Genomic DNA, 23127 nt, shown 5'->3' with positions numbered 1-23127 from the left:
CATTATAGCAAATTGTTTAAATATTTTTTTTTTCGCAGGTGCTATTATTTAATTAACATCAAAAACGAAGCAAAGAACAAAGGAGGATAACAATGCCTCACATGAAAAAGCAAGGTTTATATGATCCTCAATGGGAACATGACGCTTGTGGAATTGCAATGCTCGCTCATATAAAAGGGGAGAAATCCCATACGATTGTTCGGCAAGCTCTTACAGCTCTTGAAAGATTAAATCATCGCGGCGGCCGTGATGGTTCCGAGAAATTAGGAGATGGCTCGGGAATACTAACAGGCTTGCCTCATGAACTACTCGTAAGCTTTTGGAAAAATAAGGGGAAGCAACTCCCGTCCCTTGGTTCCTATGGGGTAGGAATGTTCTTTTTACCTCAAAATGAAGAGAAAGAATGGGAATGCATCAAAATCATTGAACAAGTGATTACAGAAGAAAATTTAGGATTATTTGGCTGGAGACTTGTTCCTATAAACGATAAAGAATTGGAAGAAACAGCAAAAAAATCACAACCTGTTGTACGACAGCTATTTGTTACTACTCGAGATGAAAAAAAGGAGAATAATCGATTCGAAAGAGCTCTATATCTCCTGCGCCGTAAAATAGAAAAAAGATTAAAGGAAGCAGATATTGATGGCGAGGAGTGCTATATTGCCAGTTTTTCTTCAAGAACGATTGTATACAAAGGGTTGTTGTTACCAAAACAGTTAAGTAGTTATTACGATGATCTAAACAACGGTGATTACCAGTCAGCGATGGCAATGGTTCATAATCGGTTCAGTACGAATACCTTTCCAAGTTGGAGAAGAGCTCAGCCGAACCGTTTCTTAATGCACAATGGAGAAATCAATACGATTACCGGAAATGTAAATTGGATGCTCGCTCGGGAATCAACTTTTCAATCAAATTTTCTAGAAGACAACGAGGCACTTCATCCAGTTATTGATCTAGAGGGCAGTGACTCTGCTATGTTCGATAATGCGCTAGAATATTTAGTTCAAGCAGGGTGGTCTCTTCCGCACGCTATGATGCTGATGGTGCCCGAGCCTTGGCAGAACAACAAGCTACTCTCAAAGGAGAAAAGAGCGTTTTATGAATACCACAGCAGTCTCATGGAGCCGTGGGATGGACCAGCGGCATTAGGTTTTACAAACGGGAAACAAATGGGGGCATGTCCGGACAGGAATGGATTAAGACCAGCACGTTTTGTCATCACGGAAGATGACTTTATGTACCTGTCATCTGAGGTAGGCGTTGTCGATATCCCGGAAGAAAAAATTATCCAAAAAGGCCGTTTAAAACCAGGAGAAATGTTACTTGTTGACTTCGAGCAAGAGAAGCTCCTTCTAAATGAAGAGCTTAAACAACAATACATTCATCATCAACCTTATAAAGAATGGTTAAAGAAGATAATAACGCCTATCGAAGATATTATCAGTAGAGACACTAAGGATAAAGAGGTAAACCGAAAAGAGCTATTAACAGTACAAAAGGCATTTGGTTATACCTACGAAGAGTGGAACAAATTGATTAAGCCGATGGCACTAGATGGGCAAGATCCAATTGGTTCCATGGGATACGATGCACCACTAGCTGTTTTGTCTGACCAACCTCAGCTGTTGTTTAATTATTTCAAACAGCGATTTGCCCAAGTGACAAATCCGCCAATTGATGCGATACGCGAAGCCTATGTGACTTCCATGGAAGTATTACTTGGACCGGAAGGCAATCTCCTGCGACCAAATACTGAAGATTACAAAAAAATAAGACTTAAGTCTCCTTTGTTAACAAGGGAAGAGATGAAAAAGATAAAAAATTTACAGAGTATGGGGTGGAAGACCTCTAACCTATCTCTCTTGTTTTCGGCTCAGCATCAGCCTGGAGGCATGCAAACAGCTCTCGAAGAAGTATTGGAGAAAGCACAAAAGGCGGTAGAAGAAGGAAGTAACCTTCTTATTTTAAGTGATCGAGGCTTAAATCAAGAAAAGATGGCTATTCCTTCATTATTAGCAGTTTCGGCTGTCCATCATTATCTGATCCGGGCGGGCCTTCGCAGCAGAGTAGGTATTGTATTGGAATCAGGGGAACCGAGAGAAGTTCATCATTACGCAGCGCTACTCGGATATGGGGCCAATGCGATCTACCCCTACCTGATTTATCATTCATTTCATGACCTAGAAGAGAGCCATGAAGAGAAAGATTTAGCAGAGAATTATAGAAAAGCTGTAACAAAAGGTATCTTAAAAATAATGTCAAAAATGGGGATTTCCACTGTACAAAGTTATATTGGAGCACAAATTTTCGAAGCTGTCGGGTTAAGTAATGAGGTGATAGAGAGGTACTTCCCGCGAACGGCCTCTCAAATTGGTGGTCTTCACATCGAAGATATTGCCGAAGAAGTAACAAAACGGCACAACAAAGCTTGGGTAAACTCGGAGTCATTACTAGATGAAGGCTCTGACCTCCAATGGCGACGAAATGGAGAGGTGCATTTGTACCGTCCGGAAACGATCCACTCTCTTCAACAGGCGTGCCGGACTGGAAATTATGAGCTCTATAAAAAGTACAGCAGCATGATCAGTAAGGACACGGAGAATCAGACTACTTTAAGAGGGATGTTTCAAATAAAAAGTGATAAACAAAAAATTCCATTAGAAGAAGTGGAATCGGTAGAATCTATATTTAAACGTTTTAAAACGGGTGCTATGTCTTACGGTTCTATTAGTAAAGAAGCCCATGAAGCTTTAGCAATAGCCATGAATCGTATCGGCGGGAAAAGTAATTCAGGTGAAGGAGGAGAAGATCCTGAACGATTTAAAATTCTTCCTAATGGTGATTCAAAATTAAGTCGAATAAAGCAAGCCGCTTCTGGAAGGTTCGGAGTGACCAGTCACTATCTCGTCAATAGTGATGAGATTCAAATTAAAATGGCGCAAGGGGCAAAACCGGGGGAAGGCGGACAGCTGGCAGGACACAAGGTTTCCCCGTCTGTTGCGAAAACGAGGGGTTCTACTCCTGGAATAGAGCTTATTTCTCCACCGCCGCACCATGATATTTATTCTATCGAAGACTTAGAACAACTCATATATGACTTAAAAAACGCCAACCCGAGTGCAGCTATTAACGTAAAGCTTGTAGCTGGTGCTGGTGTAGGAACGATTGCTGCTGGTGTAGCAAAAGCGAAGGCAGATGTCATTTTAATCAGTGGCTATGATGGAGGAACAGGAGCCGCGTCAAAAACAAGTATTAAACATGCCGGAATGCCTTGGGAATTAGGGCTGGCAGAAGCTCACCAGACATTGATGATGAATGGCTTACGAAATAAAGTGAAACTTGAAACGGATGGGAAATTAATGAATGGGCGTGACGTAGTTATTGCAGCTCTTTTAGGAGCAGAGGAATATGGCTTTTCCACTCTGCCTCTCGTTTCGCTAGGTTGTGTAATGATGAGAGTTTGCCATTTAGATACGTGCCCAGTGGGGATAGCTACTCAAAACCCGGAACTACGAAAAAAAATGATAGGTACAGCAGATCATATCGTCCATTTAATGACATTTATTGCGGAAGAAATTCGTGAATACATGGCGGAATTAGGTGTTAGAAAGCTAGATGAAATCATCGGGCGCACGGACTTGATACAAGTCAAGAACCAGGAAAGCTGGAAACAACAAAAGCTGGATATGACTCCTATGTTGGTACGACATGAAGGAGACAGGACGTCAACGACACCACAAAACCATGAACTTGAGGAGACCCTTGATTTTAAAAAGCTTTTACCGATTAGCAGGGAAGCGTGGGTTAATCAGCGTTCTGTTCAAGCGATACTCCCTATACAAAACACAGACCGTTCTGTAGGGACGATGACAGGTAGTGAGATATCAAAACAATTTGGAGCTAATGGACTTCCGAATGACATGCTTCAGTTCTTCTTCCAAGGTTCAGCGGGACAAAGTTTTGGAGCTTTTATACCGAAAGGACTCACGCTTCAGTTAGAAGGGGAAGCCAATGATTATGTTGGTAAAGGACTGTCTGGAGGAAAAATCGTCGTTCGCCCTCCGCAACATTCAGTCATTCCTGCTTCGGAAAATATCATTGTCGGAAATGCAGCCTTTTATGGGGCTACAAGCGGTAAAGCATTTATTCGCGGAAAAGCTGGTGAGAGGTTTGGGGTACGTAACAGCGGAGCTCATCTTGTTGTGGAAGGAGCGGGTGACCATGGCTGTGAGTACATGACAGGAGGGCGAGCAGTCATTTTAGGAGAAGTAGGAAAAAACTTTGCAGCTGGCATGTCAGGTGGTATTGCTTATATCTATAAACCACTGAACAAATATTTTGAAGAGGAGTGCAATCAAGAACTAGTTATCTTAGAGACGTTGACTGATCAAGATGAACGTGATGCTGTGTACTCACTTATAAAAGAACATTTGCGCTATACAGATAGTCCTTTGGCTCAGCACTTGATAGAGGAATGGCCAAGGAAAGTGGAACAATTTATACGAGTGATTCCTCGAGAATACAAACGGATTCTGGAATCGGAACATCAAGCAAAAGACTTACAACATAGTGGCTGATCAAAAATAGAAGAGAGGTGAAAGGTTTGGGTAAAGCTACAGGTTTTATGGAATATGATCGTCAATCAGCAACGTACCGAGACCCATCAGAACGGTTAAACGACTGGAGAGAAATATCTGTACTCCCTCCCGAAGAAAAGATAACACAACAGGCAGCACGTTGTATGGACTGCGGTGTACCTTTTTGTCAAAACGGCAGTGAACTTGCAGGAATGGCCACCGGCTGCCCCGTTTATAATCTAATTCCTGAATGGAATGAGCTAGTATACCAGGGAAAGTGGAAGGAAGCATATGAGCGTCTAAGCAAAACGAATCCTTTCCCAGAATTTACAGGGAGAGCATGTCCGGCTCCGTGTGAAGGAGGGTGTGTCGCTTCATTATACGAAAGTTCAGTTACGATCAAAAACATTGAATGGGCCATTATTGATAAAGCATTTGAAGAAGGTTGGGTGACTCCGCCAAAACCAAAGAAGAGAACAGGAAAAAAAGCTGCTATTATCGGTTCTGGTCCCGCAGGTCTAGCATGTGCTTCGGAACTAAATAAACAAGGGCATACCGTTACAGTATTCGAACGTTCCGATCGACTCGGCGGTTTGTTAACTTATGGTATTCCGAAAATGAAGATAGAGCAGCATGTGGTTGATCGACGAGTAAATCTTTTAAAGGAGGCCGGAATTCATTTCAAAACAAATGTAGAAGTCGGCAAAGAGTATCCAGTAGAGAAGCTCAAAACAGAGTTTGATGCAGTCATTGTATGTACAGGTGCTACAAAGGCAAGAAATATAGAACTCGATGGGCGGCATTTTAAAGGAATTCATTTTGCAATGGATTACTTGCACTCGAATACAAAGAGCATGCTTGATTCCAACTTCAGGGATGAAAACTATATATCTGCAGAAGGGAAAGACGTGATTGTCATTGGAGGAGGAGACACCGCTACCGACTGTGTATCAACTGCCTTAAGACATCAATGTAAAAGCTTAGTTCAATTCGATATTTACCCGAAACGCCCTGAAGATCGAACGCAAGCAAACCCTTGGCCGCAATTCCCTGTGATACACAAGCTCGATTATGGGCAAGAGGAAGCAAAGTCGAAATTCGGTAGTGACCCACGTTCCTATGCCACTTCTACCATTGAATTTCTGGGGGATGATACCGGATATATTAGCGGGGTAAGGAGTGTTGAGGTAAAGACCATATTTAATGAAAAGGGTGAGAAAAAAAGAGAACCGATCCTTGGTTCTGATAAAGTTTGGCCAGCTCAACTTGTGTTTCTAGCAGTCGGGTTTGAAGGCCCGGAACAACATTTGTTAGAGCAAATGAACATTCGCGTGACAGAGCGGTCAAACGTAGATGTTCAAGAGGGCTCGTACCAAACCAGTCAGGATGGAGTGTTTGCAGCAGGAGATGCCCGTCGTGGTCAAAGCTTAATCGTATGGGCTATCCAAGAGGGGAAAGAAGCTGCAGAAGCCTGTCATGACTACATGATGAACAATTAGCAACTAGGATTACTGGAGGGATACTGATGACAACATTAACAGATTATACACAACAACTTTTTGCCGATCGTATCGGTGGCTCAACGTTTGGTCTCAAAGAGGAGATCTTTAAATTCGAAAAAATAAAAAGAGCAAAAAAAGCAGCGATTCAAGAAAACCCAACTACGGCCTTAATAGACTTAGGAGTTGGTGAGCCGGATGCCATGGCGGATAGGACCGTTGTAAACACATTATCGAAAGAGGCAGCAAAACCAGAAAATCGTTTTTACTCTGATAATGGAATTAGTGCTTTTAATGAAGCAGCATCACGGTATATGGAAGAAGTGTTTCAGGTAAGTGGCTTGGATCCAGAAACAGAAATCAATCACGTGATTGGTTCAAAGTCCGCATTGACTATGCTGCCTGCGGCTTTCATCAATCCAGGAGATATTACACTAATGCCATCTCCTAGTTACCCAGTGTTAGCTACCTACACGAAATATTACGGTGGAAACATCGTACAGATGCCCCTGCTCGAGGAAAATCAATTTCTTCCACAACTTGATCAACTAGATGAAGAAACGTTAAAAAAAGCAAAGCTGCTTTATTTAAACTATCCAAACAACCCTACAGGAGCAGCAGCGACAAAAGAGTTTTTTGAAAAGGTAGTAGCCTTTGCAAAGAAAAATAACTTAATCGTTGTCCATGACGCAGCCTACGCAGCACTTGTGTTTGACAACGAGAAGCCGCTCAGCTTTTTATCAGTCCCTGGTGCAAAAGAAGTGGGGGTAGAGCTTCACTCTTTATCAAAGTCTTTTAATATGACAGGTTGGAGAATTGGATTTATCGCAGGGCATCCAAAACTTGTGAAAGCTTTTGCAACAGTGAAAGATAATAGTGACTCAGGTCAATTCATTGCTATCCAAAAAGCAGCAGCCTACGCGTTAGCACACCCTGAAATTACAGAAGCGACGTCTGAAAAATATTCACGGCGGCACGAATTACTTGTTGACGCTCTGCGCGAATGTGGATTTAAAGCGGAGAAACCAAAAGGATCATTCTTTCTTTACACACAAATACCAAAAGGCGTCGAAGGTGGTCCCACATTTACGAGTGCAGAAGATTTCGGTCAGTATTTAATTCGTGAACATTTAATTTCAAGTGTCCCCTGGGATGATGCAGGTCATTACGTAAGATTTTCCGTTACTTTTCAAGCAGACGGTGAAGAAGAAGAAAGAGAAGTAATGGAAGAAATAAAATCACGTCTGCAAAGGGCCGATTTTATATTTTAAGGAGGAAGAGATGACATGTTATTTACCAAAATGCATGGTTTGGGAAACAATTATATTATTTTTAACCTTTTGGAGAATTCACTGGAGGAGCAAAACCTCCAACCCCTTGCCAAGGTTGTGTCAGATGTCAATTTTGGAATAGGTTCGGATGGCATGATTCTTATCTGCTCTTCAGAAATAGCGGATTTTCGAATGAGAATTTTTAACGCAGATGGGTCAGAAGGAAAGAATTGCGGCAACGGTCTGCGATGTGTAGCGAAATATTTATACGACCACATGTTTGCGGAAACTGAATCCTTTTCCATTGAGACACTCGGCGGTGTAGTGAAAGTATCCATTCGCTCAGATCGAAAAAATGTAGCACACTCCGTAACAGTGGATATGGGAGAACCAAAATTAATCAAAGGAATGATCCCGATGAAGGGGGAGCCATTTTCAACCACTATTAATGAAACCTTTTCAATTAGCGGGAAGGAATACCAGATGACATGTGTGTCGATGGGTAACCCTCATGCTATCATTTTCGTGGACGACGTGGACGATGTGCCTCTAGAAAAAATAGGACCAATCATTGAGCGCTCGGAGCTGTTTCCAGAGCGAGTAAACGTAGGAGTGGTTCACATTAAAAACAATGAAGAACTCCACTATCGTGTATGGGAAAGAGGCTCTGGAATAACAATGGCTTGTGGAACAGGAGCATGCGCGGCAGTTGTTGCGGCTGCGTTAAATAAAAAATTGAAGAAGCACCAACCCGTGAGAGTTCATCTTCCAGGAGGGGATTTAGAAATCCGTTGGGATGAAAATAATCATATATGGAAAACAGGTGCAGCCGAGTACATTTGCCATGGTGAGATACAAATAAATGATTCTTTATCAAGATCAATAGTGTGAAAGACTTAAAATAGTGAGTAATTAACATCAGGACATCTGATGACCCGATGATATATGAAATATAGAAATCACAAAGCTTAATTATAAAAATAGGGGGAAATAAAATGAGAAAATCCTACACCAAGGAAGATATTTTGAATATTGCGAAAGATGAAAATGTCCGTTTTATCCGATTGCAGTTCACAGACTTATTTGGAATTATTAAAAATGTTGAAATACCGGTAAATCAGTTAAAGAAGGCACTTGATAATCAAATGATGTTTGATGGCTCTTCTATCGAAGGTTTTGTACGCATAGAAGAATCAGATATGTATTTATATCCCGACCTCGATACTTGGCTCATATTTCCTTGGAATGCAAATGGAAGCAAAATCGCCCGTTTAATTTGTGATGTCTACGCGCCAGATGGTAACCCATTCCCGGGAGACCCTCGGGGAGTATTGAAAAAAGTATTGAAAGAAGCGAACGAATTAGGTTTCACCGCTATGAACGTAGGGCCGGAGCCCGAGTTCTTCTTATTTAAAACAGATGAAAATGGCCACCCTACGATGGAATTGAATGATAGCGGCGGTTATTTTGACCTCGCACCAACAGATCTTGGGGAGAATTGTAGACGTGATATCGTTCTTACATTAGAGGAAATGGGGTTTGAAATTGAAGCCTCCCACCATGAAGTGGCCCCCGGACAACATGAGATTGACTTCAAGTATTCTGACGCTATCGATGCCGCAGACCAGATCCAAACATTTAAACTCGTAGTTAAAAATATTGCGAGAGAGCATGGGCTTCATGCCACCTTTATGCCGAAGCCGCTCTACGGGGTGAACGGCTCTGGCATGCATTGTCACCAGTCTCTCTTCCGTGGGAAAGAAAATGCGTTTTATGATGAAAGTGATGAGTTAGGGTTAAGTGAAACAGCAAAGCAATATTTAGCAGGAATTTTAAAGCATGCTTATAGTTTTGCTGCATTCACAAATCCAACAGTCAACTCTTACAAGCGACTAGTACCAGGTTTTGAAGCGCCAAGTTATATTGCCTGGTCCGCAAAAAATCGCAGTCCACTCGTCCGTATTCCAGCAAGTCGAGGGCTGAGTACACGTATAGAATTGAGAAATCCAGATCCTTCCGCTAACCCATATCTTGCTTTGGCAGCTATGCTTGCTGCCGGACTAGATGGAATTAAAAATGAGCTAACGTTAAGTGAGCCCGTCAATCAAAACATTTATGAAATGGAAGAAGAAGAAAAAGAGCGTATTGGGATAGTAAGTCTTCCAGAAAATTTGAAAGAAGCTGTTGAAGCATTTGCAAGTGATGAAGTACTCACAAACGTTCTAGGGAAACACATTAGTGACCATTTCATAGAGGCAAAGCAAATAGAATGGGATCAATTTAGAACCCAAGTTCACCCTTGGGAAAGGGAACAATATATCACTCTGTATTAAGGGAGGGGGCTGTATGAAAAAAATAGAAGTGATTGCTCGTCCGGAGAAATTCCAGGAGCTAAGAGATCATTTATATGGTATCGGTATAGGGGGACTTACTGTAACAGAAGCGGCCGGTACCGGAAGACAAAAAGGAAAGCAAGGGTTGTTCCGCGGAACAACCTTTGAAATCGAAGTCCTTCCGAAGCTAAAGATTGAACTGGTAGTAGAAGATCAGCAAGTAGATGAAGTCGTTTCTTTAATAATGGAGACTTGCGATACCGGCACAATTGGGGATGGCAAGATATTTATCATACCAGTCGAAGAATCCATCCGGATTCGAACGGGAGAGAAAGGCAAAGAAGCGATCTTATAAATATAGAGGAGTGGGGATACTATATGCTTATGAAAAGTACTATCGCATTCTTGCTGATATTCTTATTTGTTACACCAGCCCAAGCAGCTGTTCCGACAGTTGAGTCACTAGAATCATCTATTAATCTTGTGTGGGTTATGTTTGCGGCGTTTCTGGTATTTTTCATGCACACAGGTTTTACGCTTGTAGAAAGTGGTTTTACGAGAGCAAAAAATGCTCTGAACATCATTATGAAAAACTTTTTGACGATCAGTGTCGCTGCTATATTATTCTTTATGATCGGGTTTGGCTTTATGTTTGGCGAGACAGTTGGAGGCTTTGTAGGAGGAAATGCATTCTTTCTTGAGGGAAGAGGAGATATTGACTTTTTTGTTTTTCAAGCTATGTTTGCCGCTACTTGTGCTACGATCATATCCGGTGCTGTAGCGGAGAGAATGAGACTTAGCAGCTATATCATAATAACAATAGCTATAACAGCGTTTATTTATCCAGTGGTAGGACATTGGATATGGGCAGATGGCTGGCTTGCTATGATAGGTTTTTCTGATTTTGCTGGATCTACTGTCGTTCATTTAACAGGAGCCAGTGCAGCCCTTGCTGTTGTGTTGCTGCTTGGACCTCGTATTGGTAAATATTCGGGCAAGAAAGTGAATGCGATCCCCGGACATAATATCCCGCTCGGGGCGTTAGGTGTATTTATTCTTTGGTTAGGTTGGTTCGGATTTAATGGGGGCAGTACGTTAGCTGCGGATCCTGAACTTGTTCCTAGTGTTATCTCAACTACGTTACTATCAACAGCTGCAGCTTTTATTGCAGCCGCATTATATACGAAAATCCGGTTTGGAAAAATGGATCCTTCTTTATCATTAAATGGGGTTCTTGGCGGGCTGGTCGGAATTACAGCAGGTGCGGCAGAAATATCACTCGGTGGTTCTATTATTGTAGGATTAGTATCTGGAATTATTCTCGTCGAAGACGTACGTTTCTTAGAGACAAAGGTGAGAGTGGATGATCCTGTGGGTGCTATTACAGTACACGGATTATGTGGGGTTTGGGGAACCTTGGCAGTAGGTTTGTTCTCTACTACAAATGGGGCATTCTACGGTTGGGGATTCTCTCAATTAGGTATACAAGCTGTCGGTGTGTTTGCAGTTATTATTTGGACTGTTACTGTAACTGGTATATTTACAGCGGTTATGAGCTGGTTTGCCCCTATTCGTGTGTCACGTGAAGAAGAAAGAACCGGACTCGATTTTGCAGAACATGGTTCGAATGCATATGAGTGGAGTGAAAGTCTCTATGGAGGACAAGACTCAGATCATTACGAAGAAAAAGGAAATGGTCTAGGCCTGGCAGATAGGTTGAACAGTTTCGAGAAAGGTAACGGTTTAAAAAAAGAACCTGCTTCTTATACAAAAACCTAACGACAATGTTACAAATAGGTTTCAAAGATTAATAAGAGGGTTAAATTTTTACAGACAGTTGTCCTTTTCTTCTTTCTCCTAGTTAGATCTAGGCACTGAAGGAACGGGATTTCTGTCTTTTTTGCTTTGTACAAAAGGAAGAATTAACTAGTAACATGTAATATTTGCTAGTAAGGATGTAATAGAATGGGAATTCCTCTGATATAGTCTTGTAATATACCTATGGTAAAGTAGCCCTGTGATAGAAAATAAAGGAGTTGATCTTTTTGAAGAAGTTTTTCACTGCGGCTGCGACTGCCGTTATTCTATTTGTAGGTACATCTATTGGTAGCGCTGCAGCTTCAGATACATATACAGTAAAAAATGGAGATACGTTATACCAAATTGCTGCGAATCATAACCTTACTGTCGGTGAGTTAAAAAACGTAAATAGCTTATCTTCTAACCTTATATATCCAAACCAGACCTTGAAAGTTTCGACTAGCGAATCAGCCTCCTCTGATAAGAAAGCGGAACAAGATGTGAAGAGCAGTACAAGTTCCTATAAAGTAAAGAGTGGAGATACGTTATATCGAATCGCTGTGAACCATGGAATTTCTGTGGGACAGTTGAAAAGCTGGAATAACCTTTCTTCAAATACGATTTATCCTGGTCAAAGTCTTAAAGTAACTGGAAAAGGTAGTACTTCAGCAACTTCTGCATCTCAAAGCTCTTCCAAATCGGCTACTCAAAAAGCAGCACGTGAAATGACGGTAACGTCTACGGCTTATACAGCAAACTGCAGTGGCTGCTCTGGGATTACAGCTACAGGAATTAACTTAAAGGCTAACCCAAATCAAAAAGTAATTGCAGTTGATCCTAACGTAATCCCACTTGGAACAAAAGTACACGTTGAGGGATACGGCACAGCTATAGCTGGGGATACTGGCGGCGCTATTCGTGGTAACAAAATTGATGTTTTCTTCCCGAGCAGAAGTGACGCTCTAAACTGGGGAAATAGACAAGTGAAGATCAAGATTCTTAATTAAAAAAATAGCGTAAGCCTGTAACATGAAGCCATGGAACCATCCAGTGTGATGGGACCATGGCTTTTCATGTTGATTTTCAGATATGCGCTTGCGCTCTTCTAGCATACAGTTACTGTTGATGAGATCGAATGAGTTTCTCTCGATTAGGAGCTCCAGGAGGCTGTTCCAGCCAATTATTTTTTATCATAATGTCTGCTCCGCTTTTTGCCAGTTTTGCTGTCTCTAACGAAAGACGTTCATAATTTAAAGACACATCACTTCGCTGGCTAGCTGCTGCAGCTGTCGCGTAATTACCGATCCCTGCAGCTGTTAAAAGACTCATTTGAAACATCATTAATTTGTCTGAAAAGGTACGTGTGGTAGATTGGCTTATACTCACATCAGGTGAACGAGGCGTTTGTATTTCATCTTCCAATAAAGTGTCTACAAATATTTTTATATGCTTTTGTGAAATATTTTTGGCTCTTATCATGAATTCTTGAACTTCCTTATTGGAAGAAGTTTGTGCAAAGCTGACAGTAATTTTCTCACCAATAGCGTTTGTCAATACATTCATATATAAATGAGCAATTTCGATAGCATTTATTGGTCGTTTTTCACTAAAAGGGTTTATTCCACTCATATATTTCTTACTATTTACATAATCCGTTTCTTTTGGAACATCGATATAAGGATGTCTTGGATTCAGTCCTTTCCGTTCAGCGATATCCACAACTATGTTATACAAGTGTGTTGTTTCCTCTAACCCCTTCGTAAAAAATTCTCTAATATCCTTCCTCATACTCATTGCTACAAATCCGCCATATGTTAATAACCCAACTTTAGACAAGTGACCTACATAAATAAGGCAGAACATATCGGAGTATAGCCAAGGTGCTTCCATGTTAACGTCTTGATCATCAAAACCATTCGGGATTGCAAATTGTTCACGCTGAAATAGATCTGTCAGCTGTTGTTTATGGTTGGAAGACATGTCGAAGGCAAATTGTATCACAGGCTTAATTTCAGGGTCTTGAATATATTGCAACATAAATTTCAAAAAGCAAACTGACGCCGAATCATTCATGTATAAGTTCCACAAGCATGCTATTTCGGCTGAAGTCAATGGAATGTTTTTTTCGCTCATTACAAACCTCCGCTATTCGTCAAAGTTGTGTGAATTAATCATATTGTGCCGCAATAAGGGGAAAATATGAGGAGAACACGGAGTGGGTCAAAGCATTCTCTGCATGTATATCTCGTTAGTTAGTTTCAAATCCTAAAAGAGCAGATGAGAAAGGAGGACAGATATGAAACATTTGGTCGCGTTAGCAATAAAGACAATGCTCGTTTTTTTAGTGCTTAGTATTGTGCTCTCTTTGTTTAATGACTATGCCTTATGGAATACGCTTGGGTTGAGTCTCATTATAGTCGTTGCTGCGTATATCATTGGTGATATTTTTATTTTGCGAGCGACGAACAATCTAATCTCTACGCTTGCTGATATCGGACTTTGCACGTTAGTTATTTGGCTGATTGGCCCGCTTATATTAAATGAACCAGTATCTTTCGGCTTAGCACTCTTAACATCTATTATTGTAGGAGCAGGAGAGTGGGTGTTCCATAAATACGTGGCGAGAGCAGTCTTCCCTAATAACGAAAGAGCTTACTCTTAAGTTTATTTACGCGCTACAAAAGCGATAAACACCAAGATATCAAGAATAGGCATGTTTCCTCTCACAAAAGAGCTTGGACACGCGCATTTGTCCAGGCTCCCATGCTGATTCGAAAGGTGATTTCTCCTCAAAAAGGGAGGTAGAACATAATGAAAAGAGCGGTCTGGGAAAGAAAATTTCTTAAGAGAGTATGGCTAATCAATATCATAGTGGCAGTCTTTGTTTTTGCAAGAAGTCCCCATAAAAAGGATTTATTGTTTGTGTATTTGTTTAATGCGGTGACCAATATAATTATTGATAATATACTTGTTACTCAAAAAATATTAGAATATCCGACCCGTTTATTTCCAAAAACCTTCCGTACTAATATCGTGTTTGATTTAGTGACCTATCCAACCATTACTATGTTATATAACCATGTGACTCACAAAGATAAAATCTTTGTATCTTCATTAAAATTGTTGTTGTTTATAGTCCCCATTCTTCCAGTGGAGGCATGGGCTGTTACGAAAACGCAATTAATAAAATGGGGAAAAGGATGGGGATTGTTTGAATCGTTTCTTACACTTTTCATAAAATCACTATCCTTACGTGTTCTCGTCCACTTTTTTAAAAAGCGAACGGCTACGGAAAGGTAAAATATCGAACGGAAACGAAAGAAGGGAAATAACATGCACATCCTTCTCGCATTATGTTTAGCGTTGTTTAATATAAAAAGACAAAACTGGCGCTATGTATCCCGCTACTCCCGAAGCATATGGCTGGTAATTCTTTTCAACTTACTTTATTACTTTCTTTGCAAGAATTACTTGCTTTGGGACTTTACATCTAAAAAGTTAGGAACGAAGACAGTCCGATTTCTACACATATTTATTATTAATCCCCTTTGTATTTTGCTGTTTCTTTCACATTATCCTTCGAGCTGGGGCAGGCAAGTGTTATATAACATAAAGTGGATTATCTTTTCTTTGCTAGTAGAATGGGTTGGGAAAAGATATTTTAAAATGATTTATTTTACACATGGTTGGAATTTGAAATGGTCAGCTCTCGTCTATGCTAAAATGTATACCTTCAGCTTATTAGTATTAAAAAAACCATTTCTCACTTACTCTCTTTCTGGGGCTTCCGCCATTTTTTACTTACTTCTGTTTCGTGTACCCATGAACTGGGATATAGAAGGATTTTTAAGAAGAAAAGGGTCATAGAGCCTTGTTAAATATAACGAAAAAACACGATCTGAAAGGTCTTGAGGTCTTGAATAGAGGTTCGTCTCATACCTTTCCCATTTAAATGAACGTATTTTTGTGAAAAAACTTCTAAGAGAGGAAGTTGATCATTCGTTATACTGGGGGTAATATATGATTATATTCTTTCTCGTCGTAACGAATGGAGGCTGTTGAGATGAACCACGTATATAAGGATGATGGGTTCGCTTTACATACGGATCTATACCAAATTAATATGATCCAGACCTATTGGGAGGATGGAATACATAATAAAAGAGCAGTATTTGAACTTTATTTTCGAAAGTTACCTTTTGGAAATGGGTTTGCTATTTTCGCAGGTCTCGAAAAAGCAGTGAAACATCTGAAAGAGCTGAAATTTACCGAGAGTGATATCGAATATCTCCGTAAGGAACTCGGGTACAAGGAAGAGTTTTTAGCTTATTTAAAGGAATTACAATTTACTGGGACGCTTCGGTCGATGCGGGAAGGTGAATTAGTTTTTGGCAATGAACCATTAATGCGAATAGAAGCACCTCTGGCTGAACTCCAGCTTGTTGAAACAGCCCTGCTAAATATCGTTAATTTTCAAACCTTGATTGCCACAAAAGCTGCTCGGTTAAAGCAAGTGGTCGGTGATGACACCGCATTTGATTTTGGCAGTCGTCGTGCGCAGGAAATGGATGCCGCCATTTGGGGAGCACGCTCTGCATTTATTGGTGGATTTGAAGGTACTTCGAATGTGAGAGCAGGGAAAATGTTTGGCATTCCGGTATCAGGAACCCATGCCCATGCAATGGTTCAAGTGTATCGAGATGAGTATAAGGCGTTTCATAAATATGCCGAAAGCCATAAAGATTGTGTGTTTCTAGTGGATACGTATGACACATTGCGTTCTGGCGTACCCACCGCAATCAAAGTAGCCAAAGAGCTGGGGGACACCATCAATTTTAAAGCGATTCGGCTCGATAGCGGGGATTTAGCTTATTTATCAAAAAAAGCCAGAAAGATGCTGGATGACGCTGGCTTCACGGATACAAAAATTATCGCATCCAATGATTTAGATGAAGAAACCATCATCAATTTAAAGTCCCAGAATGCAGCTATTGATATTTGGGGAGTCGGGACAAAGTTAATCACTGCGTTTGACCAGCCAGCTTTAGGGGCAGTTTATAAAATTGTCTCTATTGAAGAGGAAAACGGAGAAATGGCGGATACAATAAAAATTAGCGGGAATCCAGAGAAAGTAACAACGCCAGGCCTCAAAAATGTGTATCGAATTATCAACAACAAGACAGGAAAATCAGAAGGAGATTACATTACTCTTGATTATGAGCAGCCTCAAAAAGAAAAGAGCCTAAAAATGTTCCACCCCGTTCATACGTTCATTAAAAAGTACGTTACAGATTTTACAGCGGTGGATCTTCACCATGATATATTAAAAGATGGAGAGCAAGTGTACAATTTACCACCTCTCGAAGAAATTCAATCTTACGCTTCCGGGAATTTAAGCCTCTTGTGGGATGAATATAAACGCACATTAAACCCTGAAGAGTATCCTGTAGACTTGAGTCAGGCATGTTGGGATAATAAAATGGATTTTATACAAGAAGTAAAGGATAAGATTAAAAGTGAAAAGTAATCGTACAACCGCTGGGTGTAATCAAACGTTTGTTTAAAAATGGTGATTGATTCAAACAGAAAAACGCCATAGAATAAGGATAGATATAATATAGTTTTCTTGCCTTTTCAGCAAGAGATGAATGTTTTAAAGGGGTGGGACAGGTGAATCCTATTTCTGGAAAAAAAACGCCGATCCTCGTAAAGAAAGAATTTGAAGAGATCGAGCCTAAGCTGTCACCTTTTGTTAAGAAAAGCAAAATACTTGGTTCTATATCCGTGCCTCTTCTCCTCTTTTCATTAGGTAGTATATATTTCTTACTGCTAACGGAAGCGGTAAACCGTAACACGATAGTTATGGTTGTTCTTCTTTCTTTTGCTGGAGCTGTGGGAATGGCGCTATTAAAAGAAGCGATGTATCAGCTAAAAGCAATTCGAGATAAGAGCTTGGAATACATCAAAGGGAGGATCGTAAAAAGCGAGGTTCTCCCTGAAGGGGCGAAAGTAAGATACTTGGAACAACTAGGCAGCGAGGAAACGGATATGTATCACGTTTTCCATGAATTCCTTAAACACGAGCGGCGAATGAATAACATGACTGCTTCTTAAACTTAAGGATAATGAAAGATGGTGGTGTGAAGACACACCGCCATCTTTTTATTTTAGGTTCTGAAACAAATGCTGGGATGAATAGGATTAGATTCTTCCACTTCTTACATAAGGTTGATGGCGAACAGGTGAGACGCCTGCGGGACGTCGGCTAAGATAAATGAACTTCTACTAAGACCGCAAACGTCTAATATGGATCTTTTGCTAAAAGCGCAAACGTCCTGTTTGCAACGCAAAAGTCAACGCGTTCTGCGTAAGCCAACGTAGAAGCCACCACATCCTGTGGCAGTAAGATCCACCGACGGCGGTTAGCTGAAGCCTTGCCCGCGGCTAAGAAGACACAGTGAAAGTCGTTTGAACTGATGTCGCCCTTGTGCCATGGTGCAAACGAACCTGAAGAGCCATTTATACGAAAGGGGATAAGTTCATTTTAACAACAAAGCTTATTTAATTGAAAAAAGGGCTGTCACAAGTTCATTTTTTATTAGCTTTTGATACAACTTTATTTTAAAGTTACACCATCACCTTACACATATCATTAGTGAAAGCGACGGGATCTTCTACAGGTAGCCCTTCAATAAGACATGCCTGGTTAAAGAGAAGATTCGTATACAATTTCAGTTTTTCCTCATCGCTTGCTAATGCGTTGGTCAAAGAGTTGTATATTTCATGGTCTGTGTTGATTTCTAACACTTTTTCTGCCTGAATGTTTTGATTATCCGGCATCGACTGTAATACTTTTTCCATTTCGATAGAAACTTCACCTTCTGCTGTTAAACAAACAGGATGGGTTTTTAAACGCGTAGATGCTCTTACGTCTTTTACACGAGTTCCGAGGATATCTTTCATTTTCTCAAACAGTTCTTTGTTATTCTCCTCTTCTTTTTCCGACTTTTTCTCTTCCTCCTCTTCGAATCCTAAATCCCCGCTTGCTACAGACTTAAACTCTTTACCTTCATACTCTCTTAAAGTTTTGATAGCAAATTCATCGATATCTTCATTTAAGTAAAGAATTTCATAGCCTTTGTCTAACACCATTTCCGTCTGTGGCAGTTTTTCTATGCGATCATATGAGTCACCTGTAGCGTAATAGATATAATTTTGATTTTCGGACATACGAGAGATATATTCTGAAAGTGTCACTAACTTTTTTTCTTTGGAAGAATAGAAAAGGAGCAAGTCCTTTAAATCATCCTTATGAGCACCGAAGTCCATTTGTACGCCAAACTTCAATTGGCGGCCAAAAGAACGGTAGAATGTTTCATAGTTCTCTCTGTCATCTTTTACCATGCTTAACAGCAGGTTTTTGATTTTATTTTTAATATTTTTGGCGATGAGTTGAAGTTGCCTATCATGCTGTAACATTTCCCTTGATATGTTTAAGGATAAGTCCTCTGAATCAACCATTCCTTTCACAAAGCTAAAATAATCAGGTAATAGATCAGGAGACTTTTCCATAATCAAGACACTATTAGAATACAATTCCAACCCCTTTTCAAATTCTTTCGTATAATAGTCAAACGGGGTTTGTTCAGGGATGAAAAGAATAGCTTGATAGCGAACTGCCCCATCCACGCTGAGATGGAGATGTTTTAATGGTTTATCAAAGCCATAATGCTTTTCCGCATAAAAAGCTTCATAATCCTCTGTTTTTAATTCACTTTTGTTTTTTCTCCAAATTGGCACCATGCTGTTAACCGTCTGCTCTTCCACGATTTCTTCAAACTCATTTTCCGTGCTTTCTTTTGGTTTTGGAACAGTGATATCCATTTTTATAGGATAGCGGATAAAGTCAGAATACTTTTTAATAATTGTTTTGATACGATGCTCATCTAAAAACTCATCGAAATTCTCATCTTCTGTGTTTTCTCTAAGTTTGATAATAACTTCCGTTCCCGTGTGCTTTTTATCTGCTGGTTCAATGGTGTACCCATCTGCGCCATTGGAGTTCCATTTAAAAGCTTCCTTACTGTCTGCGGATTTAGTCAAGACAGTCACGGTGTCCGCAACCATAAACGCAGAATAAAACCCAACACCGAATTGGCCGATAATATCATGACCATCTTTTATTTCTGTTTCCTTTTTAAATGCCAGTGATCCACTTTTTGCAATCGTTCCTAAATTGGACTCCAACTCCTCTTCGGACATACCAATGCCTGTATCTTCAATTTTCAATAATCTATTATTTTGGTCAGCAGTGATTTTTATGTAGAAGTTGTCTCGGTCGAAGGATATAGAGTCATCGGTTAAGGACTTATAGTACATCTTATCAATCGCATCACTTGCGTTTGATATTAACTCTCTTAAAAATATTTCTTTCTGAGAATAAATGGAATTAACCATCATGTCTAACAAACGTTTAGACTCTGCTTGAAACTCTTTCACAGCCATTCGGAGAGCTCCTTCCTTTTTAGCACTCCAAAACGTCGAGTGCTAATTTGTTTACTTTTATTTTACAACGTAAGATTTGTATGTCAATAAGTTGAAAATAGGCAGGCTATGCTAGTATGTCTGTATCAGGTCTTGTTTTGTGATCTTTGTGCAAAAGGCAATTTTAAACATTCATATGACAAGTTGATAAGGAGTGGAATGGGTGACAAAATATACGAAGCTAGGAAAGTCTGATGTCTTCGTTCATCCTGTCGGTTTAGGTACGAACACAGTGGCAGGGCATAATATCTATCCGAATACGCTGGACGAAGAAGAAGGAATTCGTACGATTGGTGTATCGAATTTTACGATTGAACAATTAAAGGAAGCAAACAAAGATGGGTACGTGGATGTTGTTCAGTCTGAATATAACTTACTAAACCGAGGAGCGGAACAAGACCTGCTTCCTTACACTGAAGAAAATAACATTACGTTTGTTCCTTACTTTCCATTAGTGTCTGGCTTGCTTGCAGGTAAATATTCCGAATCCTCCACATTCAATGACATCCACTCATCCTGAGTTTCAAGGCGAGCGTTTGAATCTATAGAAAGTAGAAGAACTTCGTGAGATTGCTCGCAGCAACGGAGTCGATGTTCCTCATGTTGTATTAGCCTGGTATTTAACCGTCCCTTCATTCGATGCTATTATACCGGGGGCAAAACGTCCTTCACAAGTCTTGGACAACCTGAAAACGATGGATGTGTCCCTTGCCTCCAAAGAAATACATAGCATCGATCACATTTTTCAATAATAGTAAAAGAACCAGCGGTGATAATGCGTCATTGCTGGTTCTAAAAATAGAAATCTCGGCTTGAAATTGTCTTACCCTGAATGGAGCTATAATAATGTATCCCTTTTCTTCTCCTAAAAAATATTTTGTTTTTTAATAAAAGTATTTCAATAGTTATTATGTTATTGTACAATATGATTAAATAATAACCTGTTATAGTACATTCAGGAATGATGAAAGGGGTAATTTTCATGGAAGGCTCGTTAGATTTTCGCGAAATTAAAGACATGGATCAGACCGCGAACCTTCAGAATTATGAGCAAACAGTGAAGGATATGAACTGGAAAGATATAGAAAAGCATTTCACCTGGTCTGATACAGGAAAAGTAAATATGGTCCATGAAGCCATTGATCGTCATGTGGAAGAAGGGAAAGGAAACAAGGTTGCACTCATATATGCCGATAGTCAACGAGAAGAAACTTTCACTTATTCTGAATTGAAAGACTTGTCTACCAGGTTTGCTAATGGCCTGCGTGATAATGGCATAACAAAAGGTGATCGAGTATTTATTTTTATGCCAAGAAGCCCTGAATTATATATTTCTATGCTCGGAATTCTTAGAATAGGGGCAATTGCGGGACCGATGTTTGAAGCGTTTATGGAAGGCGCTGTCAAAGAGCGGCTTTCAGACAGTGGGGCAAAAGCCGTCGTTACTACCCCTGAACTACTTGATAGGATACCAGATAACGATCTGCCTGATTTGGAATACGTCATTTTAGCAGGGGCGGACGAGAGAACCAAGAATAACCAGCTTCTGTTTAAGGATTTAATAAATAGTAAGGACGAACACACTATCGAATGGGTAGACCGTGAAGATGGGATGCTGTTAATTTATACCTCGGGATCAACTGGTAAACCTAAAGGAGTTTTACAAGCTCATGATGCCATGCTTCATCAGTACTTAGCAGGCAAATGGGTATACGATCTAAAAGAAGATGACGTATATTGGTGTACGGCAGATCCTGGTTGGGTTACTGGAACTTCAGCAGGAATGTGGGCACCTTGGCTGAATGGTGTGACAAATGTAGTTCGTGGTGGCCGTTTTGATGCAGAAGAATGGTTTTCTACCCTTGAAAAGCACAAAGTCAGTGTGTGGTTTAGCGCTCCTACAGCCTTTCGCCTCTTAATGAGTAGCGGGGACGAGCTTCCGAATAAATATGATCTTTCTCACCTTCGTCATATGTTATCGGCGGGAGAGCCATTAAATCCAGAAGTCATTCGCTGGGGACAAGAGGCATTAAAGTTACGTATTCACGATAATTGGTGGATGACAGAAACGGGAGCCCCGGTATGCGCGAACTTCCGTTGTAATCCAATCAGGCCAGGATCCATGGGTAAACCGCTTCCGGGCATTGAAGTCTCTATCATAGATGATAATGGAGAAGAACTACCGGCTCGCCGTATGGGTAATCTTGCCATTAAGCCGACATGGCCGGCTATGGTACGTACCGTTTGGAATAACCCAGAACGCTATGAACAGTATTTTTTAAATGGTTGGTTTATTTCGGGAGATACTGCGTATAAGGATGAAGAGGGATACTTCTGGTTTGAAGGACGGGTAGATGATGTAATCAATACGTCTGGTGAACGTGTGGGACCATTTGAAGTAGAAAGTAAACTAGTGGAACATCCGGCTGTTGCGGAAGCTGGTGTCATTGGCGTACCTGACCCTGTACGAGGGGAAGTGATTAAAGCGTTCCTTACCTTAAGAGAAGGGTATGAAGAGAGTGAGGAACTACTAGAAGAAATTAGACAGCATGTGAAGACAAAACTTGCAGCGCATGCGGCCCCTCGCCAATTTGAAATACGTGATTCCATCCCGAAAACGCGTTCAGGGAAAATCATGCGCCGCGTGTTGAAAGCATGGGAGCTTAACCTTCCAACTGGTGATTTATCAACCATGGAAGAGTAGTGGAAAAAGATAGTGACTGAGACCATTTCTTAAATTCTTCGTTTGATTGGTGAACCGTGGAACGTCGGCTGCAACAATCGAACTAGCGAGAGTGTAACCGATCTAGAATATCCACCTAGTATAATGTTCCATTGTTAGAAGAGGTAGTTGAGTTAGAAATAGAATAAAATAGAAAAACAACCAAATCCTTTGAAAGAAATGCTGACACGATAGCGGGAACGGGTGAGTGGAAAATCTGCAAACTAGAGAGCTTGCTCACTCATCTCCCGTGAAAAGTGGATAAGCATTTCTTTTTTGCTTCGTAGTACCATAAAGAATAGAACCACGTATGCTGGAGTAGTGATCTCACATAAGGAATGAGCAACTTACTTAGAATAAAGATAGTAATGATTTATA

General features: G+C 40.5%; 15 protein-coding genes and 1 pseudogene. 14 read left to right on the top strand and 2 right to left on the bottom strand.

Going from position 1 to position 23127, the window contains the following annotated elements; translation table 11 throughout:
• The first annotated feature begins 92 nt into the window (after nt 1-92).
• The 8 genes from gltB (at nt 93) to BM095_RS11140 (ending at nt 12490) form a co-directional block, all read left to right on the top strand.
• The gene (gltB, locus tag BM095_RS11175; RefSeq protein ID WP_091661671.1) at nt 93-4580 is read left to right on the top strand and encodes a glutamate synthase large subunit; all 4488 of its coding nucleotides are present in this window, start codon (nt 93-95) and stop codon (nt 4578-4580) included.
• Between the two features lie 26 nt (nt 4581-4606).
• Nucleotides 4607-6079: a glutamate synthase subunit beta gene (locus BM095_RS11170; protein WP_091661668.1), complete on the top strand. Its 1473-nt coding sequence runs from the start codon at nt 4607-4609 to the stop codon at nt 6077-6079.
• A gap of 26 nt (nt 6080-6105) precedes the next feature.
• Nucleotides 6106-7350, top strand: coding sequence for an LL-diaminopimelate aminotransferase (locus BM095_RS11165; RefSeq protein ID WP_091661665.1), 1245 nt, complete (start codon nt 6106-6108; stop codon nt 7348-7350).
• 15 nt (nt 7351-7365) lie between these two features.
• The gene (gene dapF, locus BM095_RS11160) at nt 7366-8241 is read left to right on the top strand and encodes a diaminopimelate epimerase (protein ID WP_091661663.1); all 876 of its coding nucleotides are present in this window, start codon (nt 7366-7368) and stop codon (nt 8239-8241) included.
• A 104-nt stretch (nt 8242-8345) separates the two neighbouring features.
• A complete protein-coding gene (gene glnA / locus BM095_RS11155) occupies nt 8346-9683 on the top strand; it encodes a type I glutamate--ammonia ligase (protein ID WP_091661660.1) in 1338 nt (445 codons plus the stop codon).
• Between the two features lie 13 nt (nt 9684-9696).
• Nucleotides 9697-10038, top strand: coding sequence for a P-II family nitrogen regulator (locus BM095_RS11150; RefSeq protein ID WP_091661657.1), 342 nt, complete (start codon nt 9697-9699; stop codon nt 10036-10038).
• Nucleotides 10039-10061: 23 nt separating this feature from the next.
• Nucleotides 10062-11462 carry an ammonium transporter gene (locus tag BM095_RS11145; protein ID WP_091661654.1) on the top strand — a complete coding sequence of 467 codons (1401 nt, stop codon included), beginning with the start codon at nt 10062-10064 and terminating at the stop codon, nt 11460-11462.
• Between the two features lie 266 nt (nt 11463-11728).
• A complete protein-coding gene (locus BM095_RS11140) occupies nt 11729-12490 on the top strand; it encodes a 3D domain-containing protein (RefSeq protein ID WP_091661652.1) in 762 nt (253 codons plus the stop codon).
• Nucleotides 12491-12599: 109 nt separating this feature from the next.
• On the opposite strand, the gene BM095_RS11135 is transcribed toward BM095_RS11140, so the two are convergent.
• Complete coding sequence (locus tag BM095_RS11135) at nt 12600-13616, bottom strand: DUF3231 family protein (protein WP_091661649.1); 1017 nt, start codon at nt 13614-13616, stop codon at nt 12600-12602.
• A 163-nt stretch (nt 13617-13779) separates the two neighbouring features.
• Between BM095_RS11135 and BM095_RS11130 the strand changes: the two genes are divergently transcribed.
• From BM095_RS11130 to BM095_RS11110, 4 genes are all read left to right on the top strand, one after another.
• Nucleotides 13780-14145: a DUF2512 family protein gene (locus BM095_RS11130; RefSeq protein WP_091661646.1), complete on the top strand. Its 366-nt coding sequence runs from the start codon at nt 13780-13782 to the stop codon at nt 14143-14145.
• A 149-nt stretch (nt 14146-14294) separates the two neighbouring features.
• On the top strand, nt 14295-14783 hold the full coding sequence (locus tag BM095_RS11125) for a CBO0543 family protein (RefSeq protein ID WP_091661643.1): 489 nt from the start codon (nt 14295-14297) through the stop codon (nt 14781-14783).
• Nucleotides 14784-15546: 763 nt separating this feature from the next.
• Nucleotides 15547-17010 (top strand): nicotinate phosphoribosyltransferase, encoded by a 1464-nt coding sequence (locus tag BM095_RS11115; RefSeq protein ID WP_091661637.1) that lies wholly within the window; start codon nt 15547-15549, stop codon nt 17008-17010.
• A gap of 143 nt (nt 17011-17153) precedes the next feature.
• A complete protein-coding gene (locus tag BM095_RS11110; protein WP_091661635.1) occupies nt 17154-17597 on the top strand; it encodes a DUF5392 family protein in 444 nt (147 codons plus the stop codon).
• A 513-nt stretch (nt 17598-18110) separates the two neighbouring features.
• Here BM095_RS11110 and htpG read toward each other — a convergent pair.
• Nucleotides 18111-19988, bottom strand: a complete 1878-nt coding sequence (gene htpG / locus BM095_RS11105; RefSeq protein WP_091661632.1) for a molecular chaperone HtpG — start codon at nt 19986-19988, stop codon at nt 18111-18113.
• 301 nt (nt 19989-20289) lie between these two features.
• Between htpG and BM095_RS11100 the strand changes: the two are divergent.
• Both BM095_RS11100 and acsA read left to right on the top strand, forming a co-directional pair.
• A pseudogene (locus BM095_RS11100) lies at nt 20290-20779 on the top strand (aldo/keto reductase); the annotation flags it as partial.
• Nucleotides 20780-21009: 230 nt separating this feature from the next.
• Complete coding sequence (acsA, locus tag BM095_RS11095) at nt 21010-22731, top strand: acetate--CoA ligase (protein ID WP_091661630.1); 1722 nt, start codon at nt 21010-21012, stop codon at nt 22729-22731.
• Nucleotides 22732-23127 lie beyond the last annotated feature (396 nt).

The sequence above is a fragment of the Alteribacillus iranensis genome (genome assembly GCF_900113025.1).
GTDB lineage: Bacteria > Bacillota > Bacilli > Bacillales > Marinococcaceae > Alteribacillus_A > Alteribacillus_A iranensis.
This window is presented reverse-complemented; position numbering and strand designations above follow the sequence as displayed.